This is a genomic window from Mesorhizobium sp. P3_A2 (assembly GCF_056403115.1).
Map to the genome: position 1 here is coordinate 1 of NZ_JBFUGC010000019.1, position 14710 is coordinate 14710.

Here is a 14710-nt window from a genome sequence, read left to right on the forward strand (position 1 = left end):
CCGACCAACCGGTGACGGTGTCGCTCAATCCGTTGATCGACAACGTGGACACGGGGCTGGATTCGAAAGGATCCAACATCCTGTTCGACTACGTTGATGCAACCCACGTGAACGGCGTGGCGGGTGCGCGCACGGTGTTCACGTTGGTGCAGACGGCGGGTATTGACACGGTGCTGGGCACGGCCGACGACGCGTTCACCTTCACGCTGCTCGACCAGGTCGATCACGTACCGCTGGCAACCGGCGGGGGCGACGCGGAGACGATCGCGCTGAGCTTGGCCTCGGTGTTCGTAGCGACCGACGGCGACGGCGACAGCGTGGTGATCGACGCCGGGGCGTCGGTCACGATCGAGAACGATGTTCCGCAGAACAACGCAGCCACGGTGAACGTAAACGTTGATGAGGACGAGCTGACGGGTCTGTCGACGGGCATTACGGACAACGACGCGACGACCACAGTGGCGGCGTTTACCGGTGCGCAGATTGCGGGCCTGGTGAATGCAGGCGCCGACGAGCCGGTGACGGTGTCGCTCAATCCGTTGATCGACAACGTGGACACGGGGCTGGATTCGAAAGGATCCAACATCCTGTTCGACTACGTTGATGCAACCCACGTGAACGGCGTGGCGGGTGCGCGCACGGTGTTCACGTTGGTGCAGACGGCGGGTATTGACACGGTGCTGGGCACGGCCGACGACGCGTTCACCTTCACGCTGCTCGACCAGGTCGATCACGTGCCGCTGGCAACCGGCGGGGGCGACGCGGAGACGATCGCGCTGAGCTTGGCCTCGGTGTTCGCAGCGACCGACTTTGACGGCGACAGCGTGGTGATCGACGCCGGGGCGTCGGTCACGATCGAGAACGATGTGCCGACCATCGGGCTTATCGACGATGGGCTGGTGGACTTCGCTGCCGGCAGCACCGTGACCAAGACGCTCAGCGGGGTAGTCGGGGCGGATGAACCGGCAACCTATAGCATCACGAGCTCGCCGGCGTCCCTGACGATACTGGACGGCACATCCTCGCAGGTAACCCTGCTCAGGGACCTTACTAACAGCAACACTGTCGCCACCTACTTCAAGGATGTTGATGGCAGCACCACACACAACGCCGGAGACATCGACTTCTTCAAGCTGACCCTGTCAGGCGGCAACTACACCTTCGATGTCCTCCAGAATCCTCCGCCTGCGGAGCTGAATTTCAGCTTCGCCGGAGCGCCTTCCGGCAGCAACCTGTTCATGACCTTCGGCGATCCGGCCTCCGCCCAGATTGTGGTGATCGGGCAAGATCCATTGAATCAATCCCAGGGCGGAAACATCACGACCAAGGATGTGCTCAATATCAGCCAGGCCGGCAGCACCACCTCGTTCGGCGTCAACGGTAACCAGATCAACCCGGATGAGGGGGCGTTCATCACCTACGTCACCGGCGCGAACACGAGCTTCCTCGTGCCCAATCTGGACCAGAACGAAGCCGATGTCGAAGCCAACATCGCCTTCACGGGCGTGTTCAATACTACCTCGGCGTCCTTCACGGTCAACCAGACCAATCCGGGCGTCGGACCCGTCACCGTCAAAATCACGGCCTTCAGCACCGCCGCGGAGCCGGGAGTGAATTTCGTCGACGGGCTCACCAACGACACGGCCGTCAGCATCACCTCGGTCTCGGTCGTCGACAACATCGTCAAGACAGGCAATACGCAATTTACTCCTGTCGCTACACCCAACGGCGACGGCACCTGGACGATCACCGGCCTGAGCACCGGCGACAAGGTGTCGTGGACGACGAGCGGAACCCATGACCGCGTCCTGATCGAAAACGTCAGCAACGCCGATGGCATTTCCGGCAACGACAACAACACCTTCGACATCGGCGGCTTCGGCCTCAGCCAGGCGCAGCCGGCACCCGACGAGAAACTCGACTTTACTGTCCAGATCGCCGATTTCGACGGCGACACAGCGAGCGACATCTTCTCCATCGGCATCGACGGGACCGGCATCTTCAACGACAACCACGTGGAAGGTGTCATTGCCTGACGCGATACCGGCCGGGCGCCGGCCCTGGCGCCCGGCCGGGCCTAATCCAAAGCATCGCAACGGGGGGCAATCCGTGACGCAGCCAAGACCGCAGTTTCAGGAGGTGATGCATCTGGCGCGGCGCCAGGCGCCCTCCCTGCTCATCTTCAGCCTGCTTGCCAACATTCTGTTGCTCGCCAGCACCGTCTACATGCTGCAGATCTACGACCGGGTGCTGTCGAGCGGGTCGATCGACACGCTGATGTGGCTCACCCTGGCGGTGATCGGCGCGATCACCGTCTATGGCCTGCTGGAGCAGGCCCGCCGCATGATCCTCGGGCATATCAGCCAATGGCTCGACGACCAGCTGAGTGTCCCGGTGATCGAACGAGCCATGGAGGCTCGCCTCGCGGGGAGCAGCAGCCTCGAGGCCGGCCTGAAAGACGTGGCGGACCTGCGCGGTTTCGTTGCCGGTGACGGCATGCTGACCTTTCTCGATGCGCCGTGGACGCCCGTCTTCCTGGCGTTCATGTGGCTTCTGCACCCGGCACTGGGCCTGGTCGGAATTGTCGGGGCGATCCTTTTGTTCTGCGGCGCGCTGGCCAACGACTTTCTCACCCGCCGCAAGGGCCAGGAAGCGATGCTGGGGCTGCGCCGCAATCAGGCTGCGGCCAATCAATACATCGACGGCGCCGAGACGCTCCGCTCGCTCGGCATGTCTGAGCCGGCCCTGCAGCGCTGGGAAGAAAAGCAACAGTCGTTGATGACCGTCCAGGCGCAGCTTCTCGGGCGCACGACCAGCATCGGCAGCCTGTCACGCTCGCTGCGCCTCGCCCTTCAGGTGGCCGTGCTGGGGCTTGGCGCCTACTATGTCCTGCGTGGCGAACTGACGGCCGGATCGATGATTGCGGCATCCATCCTGCTCAGCCGCGCGCTGGCACCGATAGAGCGCTCGATCGGAGCCTGGCGCAGCCTGGTCACCGCTCGCGCTGCGCGTCGCAACCTCATGCGCCTCTTCGCCGACACCGGATCCAGGCAGAGCGGTGGCGTAATCTTGCCGCGGCCGCAAGGGCGGCTGAAACTCAAGGACGTCTATTACTCTGCGCCGGGTACGCAACAGACGCTGATAAACAAAGTAGCCTTCAACGTCGTGGCCGGCGAGACCTGTGGCGTGATCGGTCCGTCGGGTTCCGGCAAGACCACACTCTGCCGCCTCATGGTGGGAACGCTGCGCCCGTCGCTCGGCCACGTAAGGCTGGATGGGGCGGAGGTCGCGAATTGGCCTTGCGACCAGTTGGGGATGCACATCGGTTATCTGCCGCAGCAGGTAGAGCTGTTTCCCGGGACGATCGCCGAGAACATTGCGCGCCTGCGCGATGTCGACAGTGCCGCGGTCATCGCCGCGGCGCAGTTCGCCGGCATTCACGAGATGATATTGCGGATGCCAAACGGTTATCAAACCGAGGTAGGGCCGCACGGGATACGAATCTCGCGTGGCCAACGTCAGCGCATCGCCCTCGCCCGGGCCCTGTTCGGAAATCCCGCGCTCATCGTGCTCGACGAACCGAACACCGGCCTCGACAGCGACGGTGAAATGGCTCTGTTCAATGTCCTTCACCATTTAAAGGAACGGGGCTGCACCGTCATTCTCGTCAGCCACCAGACCAACCTTTTGCGCACGGCGGACCATATCGCTTTCATGCACGATGGCGCTGTCAAGATGTTCGGCACGCGCGACGAGGTGCTGGGCACGCTGGGCGGCCAGCCCAAACCGACTGTCGTTCCGACGCCCAAGCAAGACAAGACTACCGTCAAAATGCCGGCAAGATTGAAGGCGGCGGAGTGAAACCATGAGCGACCGATTTGGCGAACTGTCAAAGGTGATGGACATGCTGATGGCCAGCCTGCGCGACGTGCTGGACAGGCTGGTCGTCGCTACTGGAGATCTGGCTGCCACGGCTTCGAACCGTTTCGACAGCCTGGACGTGCCTACACGCGCCGCGCTGGCGGCAACTGCCACCGCGCTGTTCCTGCTCGTGCTTGTCGGGCTTGTCCGGCGGCGTTCGCCTGCATATCGCGATAGCAAGCGCGACCTGAACCGCAGGACGCGTCCAGCGCGCATGCTCGGCTATTTCTCGGCGATATTCTTTGTCGGCGGCATCGCCGTCTGGTCTGACATGGCCCTGCTGGCAAGCGCGGTCGTCGCCGCAGGCGTCGTCAGCCCGGACGGCTACCGCAAGACCGTCCAGCATCTGGAAGGCGGCATCATCGGGACCATCCATGTGCGGGAAGGCGACAAGGTCTCTGCCGGCCAGATACTGATCAGCATGCAAACGACCGATGCGCAAGGGCGCTACGACGTGCTGCAAGGACACTTTGTCCGCTTGCTGGCGGCCGAGGCACGGCTGATCGCGGAGCTTGCCGGGCAAGACCAAATTACCTTTCCCAAAGAGCTGACATCGATCGACGGCGAGATGGTGCGGAAAGTGGTCGTCGAGGAGCAAGCGCTGCTCGACAGCCGCCTCGCGAGCCGGGAAGGGCGCGAGCAGATCCTGCAAAAGCGCATAGCCCAGATAGAAGAGCAAAGCGCCGGATCGAGGGACGTGATCGCTGCCCAGGCCGAGCAACTCGGCTTGATCGACCAGGAGATCCAATCGGCGCAGGAGATGTACAAACAGGGACTGGAGCGCCTGCCGCGGATTCTGGCGCTGCAGCGCGCCCAGGCCGACATCCGGGCGAACCAGGCATCGAACCGGTCGCAGGTCGCGCGCAACGACCAGCAGATCGGGGAGACCGAACTGCAGCTCCTCAATTTGCGACAGCAGGACACCGAGAAAGCCAATGAGGACCTCGCCAAGGTGCGCGGCGACCTGGCCGAACTGCGCAGCCAGTTGCCCTCGCGTCAGGATGTGCTGGCCAGGACTGACATTGTCGCGCCGATCGCGGGAACAGTGATGAACGTGCGTGTCACGACTGAATCTGGCGTGATTTCCAGCGGCCAGCCCCTCCTCGATATCGTTCCGAATGAGTCCAACCTGGTCATCGATTCACGGATCAAGCCGCGGGATATCGACATGGTGCATCCGGATATGCCGGCACGCGTTGTGCTGTCGGCCTATCCAACGCGGCATCTTCCGCAAATCCACGGCTTGCTCACCTCGGTATCGGCCGACCGGCTGACAGACGAGAGGACCGGAGAACCCTATTTTCTCGCCAAGGTTAAAGTCGATATGGCTGACCTCTCAAACCTCCATGACGTCAAATTGTCGCCCGGCATGCCTGCCGAAGTGATGATCCTGACTGGCGAGCACACACTGCTCGACTATATGCTGGCGCCGGTTCGCGACTCGCTCAATCGAGGATTCAGGGAGAATTAAAGTCTTCCACTGTCGTATCCCGACACCATCCGATCCTCCGAAAAGCCGCCCGTCGAACGATGCTGGATTGTTATGGCATTGGCGGTCCCTTCGCCAGCGCGGCCCAGCAGTCGGCAGCGCCGCTTCGCCGGAACTGAACGATGGCTATTCGCACGAACAGGTGAATCCGTCCGCCGAGGCGCCGACAGTGATCTGGCGCGAATACTGGCCGGTGCCTGGCGTCCATCCGGGGGGCGTGCGTTGCTGGACGGCAGGGACGTTGCCCAATGGGCGTGGTCGAGGCCATGGTCAAACCAGAGGATGTCGAGACGATCGCCCCCGGACAGCCCGCGCGCATCAGCTTCCCGGCCTTCGCACGCTAAAACCTGCCGCCACTCGACGGCGTCGTGGAGATCGTGTCGGCCGACCGCATGGTGGACGAGCGCAGCGGGGCACCGTATTTCGCGGCGACCGTGTTGATCGACAGAAACGAACTCGCCAAGCTGGAGGGCCGCAAACTTCTGCCCGGCATGTCGAGCGAGGCGATGATCCGGACGGGTGCTCGCACGGTGCTCGCTTACCTCGCCGAGCCGATCACGCAGAACTTCCGCCGGGCAATGCGGGAAAAATAGCCGCAGGCCGTCCAAGACTTCTTTATCTGACCGGACAAAGACCGCCGCCCGACTAGAGCGTTTCACCGTTTCACCGAAACGGCGAACCGCTCTATCTCTTTGTTTTTACGCAATTCCCAAGGGAAAGCGCTACGCGCTTTTCCCGGAAAACCGCTCACACTTTTCCTGGAATTGCTCTAGTTCCTGCGTCGCTACCCAGGCCACAGATCCGCCGCCATGCGCACCCGGAGCAATCCGTCCCACTGCGCTCAGCTTGACGACAGGCCCAGGATCAGGCCGCTCGGCTGGCCCACAGCACGCCGCGCTCGAAGATGCTGCGCATTTGCGGCACGGAAAACTCATCCGCCGTGTGGCCAAGCGCGCTGAAGAAGACGCGACCCTTGCCGTAGCGGCGCTTCCAAACCACGGGCATGACGACGCCGTCTACGAAGTCGAGATGCTCGCCGCCAAACGTCGTCGTCGCCAGCACCTCGTTGCTCGGGTCGACATGCATGTAGTACTGCTCGGAACGGTAGGCGAAACCGTCGATGCCCCGCACGATCGGATCATCGCTGGTGATGTCGACGCGATAGTCGATGATGTCGCCGGGATGGGCGACCCATTGGCCGCCGGTCATGAAGTGATAGTCCGGCTCGTTGCGGAAGCTGTCGCCCATGGTGCCGTGAAAGCCGGCAAAGCCGGTTCCACCTCTCACGGCGGCTACAAGGTTTTGCAGCTCCGGTTTCTCGATCGTCGACATTGTGACCACAGGGACGATCAAATCGATTGCCGAAAGCTGCGGATCGGCGAGAGCCGAGGTGCCCTGTTCGATCCGCACCTCGAAGCCATGGCCGGTCAATATCTCGCTGACGACAGCGGCGCTGCGGGCCGGCGTGTGGCCCTCCCAACCGCCCCAGAAAATCAGTGCCGTCTTGCTCATGCTCGTTTCTCCTTTGGTCGGCAATATTGATAGGCAAGCCGAACTCGTTTGTCTTCCCTTCCGTGAGAGGCATTTCTGTCGGGATGCGGCCCATCCGGTAGTGAATTCGGTGGATGAGGAACGATTGGCCGCGCCTGGCGTCTTGTTTCGATGCCGGGCTGCACTCAAATCAGCTGTCTTCGCGTTTGCGCAGACATCGGTCCGATCCGCCGCAACCAGCCGGAGCCTTCCGGGGAGACCGCTTTATGAGTTTCGACCAGACGACTGTCGCCGCCTATCTGGAAGTCATCACCATCAACCTCGTGCTCTCGGGCGACAATGTCGTGGTGATCGGCATGGCGGCCGCAGGCCTGGCCAAAGCGTTGCGCCAGAAGGCGATCGTCGCCGGCATAGCCGCAGCGGCGGTGATCCGCGTCGTCTTTGCCGTGATCGCGGTGCAGCTGCTGGAAATTCCGGGGATCATGCTGGTCGGCGGCATGCTTTTATTCTGGGTGTGCTGGAACATGTTCCAGGAATTGCGTTCCACCGGCGGCGATGAAGACAGCGATGCCGACGCCGACCCTGCCGCGACAGCGCTTGCGGCGGTGCGGCCGGCCAAGGCATTGCGCACGGCGATCCTGCAGATCGTGGTCGCCGACGTCTCGATGTCGCTGGACAATGTGCTGGCCGTGGCGGGCGCTGCCGCCCATGACATGAATGCGCTGGTGTTCGGCCTCATCCTGTCGGTGGTTCTGATGGCTGTCGCCTCGACGCTGGTGGCGGCGCTGCTTGCCAGATACCGCTGGATCGGCTGGCTCGGCCTGGCGATCATCGTCTATGTCGCCGGCAACATGACGCTGGATGGCATCGAGCAGGTGAGAACCGTCGACTTCCACGCGCTGCTTTCGTCGGCCGCGAGCTAGACCATTCTGACGATCAGGCGATGTCGAAAATCCGCCCGGGATTGAGGATGTTGTGCGGGTCGAACGCCGCCTTGAGGCGGCGCATGGCCGATATCTCGGCATCGCTGCGCACCAGGCTCAGCCATTTCTTCTTGTCGAGACCGATGCCGTGTTCGGCCGAGACGGCGCCACCGTGCTTCGCCACGCCGCGATAGATGACCTCGTAGGCGGCGGCCGGTTCGGTGGTGTCGACCTGATAGTGCAAATTGCCGTCGCCGAGATGGCCGAAGACGTAGATCTCGGCGCTGCCGTCTCTAGCGCGGATCGCCGCTTCGGCGTCGCGCAGGAAAGCCGCCATCGTCGACAGCGGAATGGAGATGTCAACGCCGATCAGGCCGTCGATTGCAAACAGGAAGCGGTTGGCCTCCTCGCGCACGTCCCAGAGCGCTCGAAACTCGCGCGGCGACTGCGAGACGACCACATCGTCGACGATGCCGTCCTCGACGGCCTGCATCAGCACCGAAGCAAAACGCTCGCCATCCACCTCGGCCTGGTTGCCCTGGATCTCGGCCAAAACATAGACGGGCGCGCCGGCAGGCAGCGGCGCCGGCGCGTCCATGCCGGCAATCATGGCGCCGTAGAGCGGCGAGAAATTCACCTCATAGGCCGAAAGCAACGGACCGAGCCGCTGCTTGAGCAGTCCGAGCAGCGCAATGGCCGCCTCCAGCGAGGCAGGCGCGCAGAAAGCGGCGACCTCGGTGGCGGGCTTCGGATGCAGCCTCAGGCAGGCGCGGGTGACGACGCCCAGCGTGCCTTCGCTGCCAATGAACAGCTGGTTGAGATCGTATCCCGAATTGTCCTTGGCCAGACCGCGCAGCGAGGTCAGGATCGAGCCGTCGGCAAGCACCGCCTCCAGCCCCAGAACCTGGGCGCGGTACATGCCGTAGCGCAGCACGCGGATGCCGCCGGCATTGGTGGCGATGTTGCCGCCGACCGTCGCCGTGCCGCGCGCGCCGATGTCGACCCCGAACATCAGGCCGGCCGCATCGGCCGCTTCCTGCACCATTTGCAGCGGCGCGCCGGCTTCCGCGATGATGGTTGCCGCCTGGCGGTCGGGAGCCTCGACCGCGGTCATGCGCTCCAGCGACAGCACCGCTTCGCCCGGCTGCACGCGCGCGGCGCCGGCCAGCCCGGTGCGGCCGCCATGGACGACCAGCTTCTGGCCAAGGCCGCTGCACAGCCGCAGGATTTCGGCGACTTCGCCGGCGCTGCGCGGACGCAAGACGAGTTCGGGCCGGCCTCCGCCCTTGCCGGAGAGATCGTCGCCATAGCGCGGATCGACCGCATTGCCGGTGACAACAGCAGCGGCGTCGAGCCGCGGCTGAAGCTGGGAAAGAAGCTGATCGATCTGTTGTGTCATGGTGCCTGGATTATTTCAGTGGCTCGTTGTGACCCGAGACTTTGATGCGCGACAATTTTCGCGTCAATTGATTAAATTTACGCACGGTATAATTTGTCATTGCGCGTTGAAACGACTGACGTTTCCTGTAAATTTCGCCAGGACCGTGGGCTGCGCCAAGGGTGACCGAGGTTCTGGCGCCCGCCAGACGAGGGATCGAATGACGAAGCACAAGACGATGGAGGATTTCGCCCGCTCCTGCGGCGTCTCCAGGCCGACACTGTCGAAATATTTCGACGATCCGACCAGCGTCAAGCCGGCGACGCGCAAGCGTATCGAGGAGGCGCTGCGGTCATCCGATTACCAGCCCAATCTGTTTGCCCGCAACCTCAATCGCAAGCGTACCCGCAGCATCGGCATCGTCGTGCCGACGGTGGCCGATCCCTTCTATTCCGAAATGGTCAGCCGCATCGAGCTCAGACTGCGCGACGAAGGCTACTGGCCCATCGTCATTTCCTCACACGGTTCGCGCGAGCTCGAAATCGAGGCGACTCGCACCATCCTGTCGCTGAGAGTCTCCGGCGCGCTGATCGCGCCGCTCGGCTTGCGCTCGGACCGCCGCACGCTGGAGAAGCTGACGCAGACAATGCCGGTCGTCTATTTCGACACCTATCTCGAAGGCGGCGCACCCTTCGTCGGCAACAACAACGCCCAGAGTGTTTCGACCATCGTCGACTATCTCTGCCGCTCCGGCGACGCGCCGGTCTATTTCGATATCCCGCACGTCAACCACAATTCGCCGGAGCGGCTGAACAGCTATATCGGCGCCATGCAGCGGCTGGGCCAGGAGCCGGTCGTCATCGGCAACACAAGCGACTATACATGGGATTTCGAGCGCATCGGCTACGAGCAGATGGAACAGATGCTTGGGGCTGGCGGCCTGCCAGGCAAGACCATACTGTGCGCCAACGACCGTCTGGCCTTCGGCGTCATGGCGGCGGCCTTCGCGCAAGGCAAGAAGGTCGGCCGCAAGGCAGACTGCGACCTGCGTGTCGCCGCCCATGACGACCATCCGCTGAGCCGCTACACCTGCCCCGCTCTGACCACCATCGCGCAGGATTTTGCCGCCATGGCGGGACGCAGCGTCGAGACGCTGCTCGCTTTGCTCAACGAGGACACAGCGAGCGTCGCACCGAAGGTCAGCCTCGACGCCGCCCTGGTGATGCGTCAGTCGGCCTGAACACTTCCAAAAGCGGGGTTGAAGCCGCGCCATGCGACAGCGGCTGCGGTGATGGCGTCGGCGGCGATATCGTCACGACGAACCTGCCGTCAGGCAAGCAGGCTTGCCGCTTCCTCCTCGCCAAGCAGCGGCGGCTGGTCGACCGTGCCGTTGACGGCAACCGAGTCGCGGCTTTCGCCCGAAGCCAGGATCGCCTCCATGATCTCCAGCACATGCAATGCGAGTTCGCCCGAGGCACGCGGCTTTCTTCCCGTGCCCAGCGCGGTCGACAGATCGGCGACGCCGAGCATGCGGTAGTTGGCGCGGTCGGGCGCGGCGTAGGGCCAGTTGCGGGCGCCGTAGAGCTCGCTCTCGCTGGCGAAATCGGACCAGTCGGCGCCGCGCGCCGACAGCGAGACGGTCCCGCCGAACGTGTCGGGGTCGGGCAGCCTGAGCGAGCCCTCTGTGCCGTGCAGCTCGATCGGGTGATTGGAATGTCTGAACACGTCCCATGAGGCGCCGAAGGTGACGGTGGCGCCCGAGCGGAATTCGAGCAGCGACAATATGTTGGTCGGCGTGCCGACCTTGAACGTCGTGTTCTTGAACGGGCCGTCGGCCGTGATGAGACGCTCCTCCTGGCCGCGCGTCGCCATTGCCATGACGCGCTCGACCGGACCGAGCAGATTGACCAGCATGGTCAGGTAATAGGGCCCCATGTCGAACACCGGGCCGCCGCCCGGCTGATAATAGAATTGCGGATTGGGATGCCAGTGCTCCATGCCGCGTCCCATCATGAAGGCGGTGCCGGTCACCGGCTTGCCGATGGCGCCCTCGTCCATCAGGCGGCGGGCGCGGCGTCCGGCGGCGCCGAGGAATGTGTCCGGCGCCGAGCCGATCAGCAGCCCACGCTTCGCCGCCTCGGCGACAAGACGTCTGCCGTCGGCGGCCGAGGTCGCCAGCGGTTTTTCGGTGAAGACATGCTTGCCCGCTGAAAGTGCGGAAAACGAAATGCCGAAATGCGCCGCCGGGATGGTCAGGTTGAGCACGAGGTCGACATCGGGATCGGCGAGCAGCGCGTCGACGCCAAGCGCGCGAATGCCGTATTCCCTGGCGCGGAGCCCAGCCATATCAGCCGAAATGTCGGCGCAGGCGCGCAGCTCGACGCCGCCGAAGAGCGCGGCATTGCGCAGATAGGTCATCGAGATGTTGCCGCAGCCGATCACACCGATGCCGAGCTTTGTCTTTGATTTTCCGTGCATTCCAGCTTTTCCTCCGAAGCCAATGGCATGCTTGGGGACCGTCGCGGGTGCAGCGGTCCACCTTCACAATCCGCTATACAGGATTTTAAATGTTGACGCGTGTAAAATTTTTATAGAGCATGTGATAATTCTGGCGCAGCATTGGGAGAGGCCGCCAGCCTGAGGAGGAGAACATGACTGTCATGAAAAACGGCCGATCGCCGATACGAAGCCCGTGGGTCATGCGCGTATTGGATCTTTCCGTCGCGGTCAGAGACCGAGCGGGTTCAGGCATAGATCACCTTGGCCCCGATCTTATCAAGCTGGCTGCGTATTGGACCGGGCAGGCCATCGTCGGTGATCACCACATCGACGGCCGACAGCGAAAATGCCTTGGAGGTACCGCTGACGCCCCATTTGCTCGAATCGGCGAGGAGGACAACGCGCCGGGCCATGCGAACGAGGTTTCGCTTCGTTCGCGCCATGTCCTCGTTCACGTCGACTACATCCAGTGACGAGTCTATCGCATGCGCTCCAACAAAGACCTGATGCGCCACCAAGCCGCCGAGAGCCGTATCCGCATCGGTGATCAGCGTGCTCACCGTGTCGGGATAGACCCGGCCGCCGATCATATGAACGTCGAGCCCAGGACGATGCATAAGATGCTGCACGATATTCATGGCCGTGGCGGCGACCACGACATTGCTGAGCGGCGGTAACTGCATGGCAAGCTGCATCAATGTCGAGCCGCCGTCGAAGATGACCGATTGGTTGTCTTCGAACAGCTCTATCGCTGCCCGGGCGATGCGCTTCTTTGCGTCGAGGTTCGTTTGCATCCGCCGGGCGAACGCGGCCGTGGTCGAATCTGTGGTCCGGGTCACCGCCCCTCCACGGGTCTTGGTCAGCAGTCCCTTGCGATCCAGTATCTCGAGGTCGGAGCGCACCGTGACTTCGGACACGCCAAAATCGTCTGACAGATCCTTGATGCGAACCTGTCCGCTGCGCTGCACCTCACCCAGGATGGATTGGCGTCTCTGCTCCGACAACATTGCCCTGCCCTTGCTTCCCTGCGCCAAGCAGCCGCTCTGGCCTCGGCTCACCTTACCAAAAATACGCAAATTCGAAAGCTTTCGAAAGATTGTGTTTCTTTTTTCTTTCGGAAACACTGAGTCCGGGATTTTGAAATCAACCGATCAGGGAATTTTGCACTCATGAGCCTAGGAACCAAAGTGCGTCTTGCGCGCCTCTTCTCGCATCCATCGGGGAACCTTTTTGGCGGTGCGGTCGACCACTTCGTCGGCTATGGCGACGTGCGCAAAGGCGGCCTTGCCGACCTGCCGGGTGCGCTCGCACGCGTCATGGCGGGCAAACCCGACTACGTCAGCATCCAGCCTGGCACCGCGCGCCATCTGTGGCCGCAATATGCGGGCAAAGCTTCCCTGGTGATTCAGGCGGGCTGCTTCACTCCGGACGATCGCATCAGCGAGTTGATCGCAACGCCCGAGGACGCGGTGCGCGCGGGCGCCGATGCGTTGGCCGTCGCCATTCCGGTGCGCGGCGCGACCGAGGGCAAATACATACGCTGGCTGACCGATTCGGTAAATGCAGCAGCCCGCTACGGCATGCCCGTGGTGGCCCATATCTACCCTCGCGATTTTACCGACGGAACAAAAATCGTCTTCACCCCCGACGAGATCGCCTATGCGGCGCGCATCGGCTACGAGTCCGGCGTCGACGTGATCAAGATCGGCTACACGGGCGATTTCGAGTCGTTCCGAGAGACCGTCCGGACCTGCCCGGTGCCGGTTGTGATCGCGGGTGGTCCAAAGACCGATACGCTGCTCGGCGCGCTTCAGCAGACGGCGGACGCCATCCGTGCCGGCGCACGCGGTGCCGTGGTCGGCCGTAATCTCTGGGGGCATGGCGATCCGGAGAAGGCGGCGCTTGCCTTTCGCGGCGTCATCCATGACGGCCTTTCGGCGCAAGACGCCCTGGCGAAGGCGGGGGCCTGAACCATGCCCACCGTCCCCTCGATCCTCGGCTTCGGCGCTATTGCGATCGACGACATCGTCTACGTCGATCAGCCGTTGTCGGCAGGCAAGGGGAAGGTTCTGCAAAGTGCCCGCGCTTTCGGGGGAAATGTCGCGACGGCGCTGGCCGCCGTCGCGCGGCTCGGCGGAACCGCCGGGTTCGTCGGATGGCTGGGCAGTGCCGCGGACGACGCCGTGCTGTGTGATCTCGTTGCGAGCGGTGTTGAAACCGCATTCGCGCCGCGCCACCCGGACGCACGCCCGGTGCGCTCGCGGATCACCGTCGGCTCGGACGGGGAACGGTTCATTGCGTATGACGACGATGCAATGCTGGGCACCGCTCCGGACTTTCCGGACGATATCCTCAGCCGCGCGGCCGTCCTGATCGTCGATAGCTATGCGATCCGGTCGCTGGATGTCGTGGCTCGGGCTCGCGATCTCGGCCTTGCGATTCTCGGCGATATCGAATGGAGCGGCGGCCCGGCCACGGAGCGGCTGATCGCGCTCTGCGACCATCTCATTCTTCCACTCGGCTTTGCGCGGACTGCCACGGGGTGCCGATCGCCCGCCGAGATGCTCGATGCATTGTGGATGCCGTCGCGGTCCGCCGTGGTTCTGACCGATGGCGGCAAGGGCGTCTACTATCGCGGACGCGACGAGACAGGGCTTTGGCACCTGCCCCCGCACCGGGTTGCGGTCGTCGACTCGACCGGCGCGGGTGACTGCTTTCATGGCGCCTATGCCCATGCATTGACGCGCGGTGCCGATACCGCCGGCCGGGTGGCATTCGCTGCCGCGGCGGCGGCCTTTTCGATAACGGGGCGTGGCGGGCGCGAGGCGCTTCCGACCGCCGACCAGGTCACGGAACTCCTGGCGTCGACGAACGCGCCGTCGGCAGTCGAACTGAAATATGCGCAACTCGATACCGGAACATAGCCCGAACTATCCGAGGATATATTTCGCAGGTGAACATAAGCCTAGGGCAATCATAAAAATCATTGGCTTAGACTTGTGGAGGAGA

11 protein-coding genes and 1 pseudogene are annotated in these 14710 nt (G+C 63.2%); 8 read left to right on the forward strand and 4 right to left on the reverse strand.

Going from position 1 to position 14710, the window contains the following annotated elements:
- From AC1DXM_RS29690 to AC1DXM_RS29705, 4 genes and pseudogenes are all read left to right on the forward strand, one after another.
- The coding region (locus AC1DXM_RS29690; protein WP_477238789.1) for a hypothetical protein at positions 1 to 2036 on the forward strand (2036 nt) is incomplete at its 5' end.
- 73 nt (positions 2037 to 2109) lie between these two features.
- Positions 2110 to 3861, forward strand: a complete 1752-nt coding sequence (locus tag AC1DXM_RS29695) for a type I secretion system permease/ATPase (RefSeq protein WP_477238791.1) — start codon at positions 2110 to 2112, stop codon at positions 3859 to 3861.
- Between the two features lie 43 nt (positions 3862 to 3904).
- On the forward strand, positions 3905 to 5392 hold the full coding sequence (locus AC1DXM_RS29700) for an HlyD family type I secretion periplasmic adaptor subunit (protein ID WP_477238793.1): 1488 nt from the start codon (positions 3905 to 3907) through the stop codon (positions 5390 to 5392).
- 263 nt (positions 5393 to 5655) lie between these two features.
- A pseudogene (locus tag AC1DXM_RS29705) lies at positions 5656 to 6003 on the forward strand (beta-barrel domain-containing protein); the annotation flags it as partial.
- Positions 6004 to 6274: 271 nt separating this feature from the next.
- Here the strand turns inward: AC1DXM_RS29705 and AC1DXM_RS29710 are convergent.
- A complete protein-coding gene (locus tag AC1DXM_RS29710) occupies positions 6275 to 6922 on the reverse strand; it encodes a ThuA domain-containing protein (protein WP_477238794.1) in 648 nt (215 codons plus the stop codon).
- A gap of 245 nt (positions 6923 to 7167) precedes the next feature.
- Here AC1DXM_RS29710 and AC1DXM_RS29715 point away from each other — a divergent pair, with 245 nt between their 5' ends.
- Positions 7168 to 7824 (forward strand): YjbE family putative metal transport protein, encoded by a 657-nt coding sequence (locus AC1DXM_RS29715; RefSeq protein WP_477238796.1) that lies wholly within the window; start codon positions 7168 to 7170, stop codon positions 7822 to 7824.
- Positions 7825 to 7837: 13 nt separating this feature from the next.
- On the opposite strand, the gene AC1DXM_RS29720 is transcribed toward AC1DXM_RS29715, so the two are convergent.
- Complete coding sequence (locus AC1DXM_RS29720) at positions 7838 to 9223, reverse strand: FAD-binding oxidoreductase (protein WP_477238798.1); 1386 nt, start codon at positions 9221 to 9223, stop codon at positions 7838 to 7840.
- Positions 9224 to 9422: 199 nt separating this feature from the next.
- Between AC1DXM_RS29720 and AC1DXM_RS29725 the strand changes: the two genes are divergently transcribed.
- A complete protein-coding gene (locus AC1DXM_RS29725; protein ID WP_477238800.1) occupies positions 9423 to 10442 on the forward strand; it encodes a LacI family DNA-binding transcriptional regulator in 1020 nt (339 codons plus the stop codon).
- An 89-nt stretch (positions 10443 to 10531) separates the two neighbouring features.
- Here the strand turns inward: AC1DXM_RS29725 and AC1DXM_RS29730 are convergent, their stop codons facing one another.
- Entirely contained in the window at positions 10532 to 11680 is a 1149-nt protein-coding gene (locus AC1DXM_RS29730; RefSeq protein ID WP_477238802.1) for a Gfo/Idh/MocA family protein, read from the reverse strand.
- Positions 11681 to 11946: 266 nt separating this feature from the next.
- Positions 11947 to 12708, reverse strand: coding sequence for a DeoR/GlpR family DNA-binding transcription regulator (locus AC1DXM_RS29735; protein WP_477238944.1), 762 nt, complete (start codon positions 12706 to 12708; stop codon positions 11947 to 11949).
- A 162-nt stretch (positions 12709 to 12870) separates the two neighbouring features.
- Between AC1DXM_RS29735 and AC1DXM_RS29740 the strand changes: the two genes are divergently transcribed.
- Both AC1DXM_RS29740 and AC1DXM_RS29745 read left to right on the forward strand, forming a co-directional pair.
- Positions 12871 to 13671, forward strand: a complete 801-nt coding sequence (locus AC1DXM_RS29740) for an aldolase (RefSeq protein WP_477238804.1) — start codon at positions 12871 to 12873, stop codon at positions 13669 to 13671.
- A 3-nt stretch (positions 13672 to 13674) separates the two neighbouring features.
- Positions 13675 to 14625 (forward strand): PfkB family carbohydrate kinase, encoded by a 951-nt coding sequence (locus AC1DXM_RS29745; protein WP_477238806.1) that lies wholly within the window; start codon positions 13675 to 13677, stop codon positions 14623 to 14625.
- The last annotated feature ends 85 nt before the right edge of the window (positions 14626 to 14710 follow it).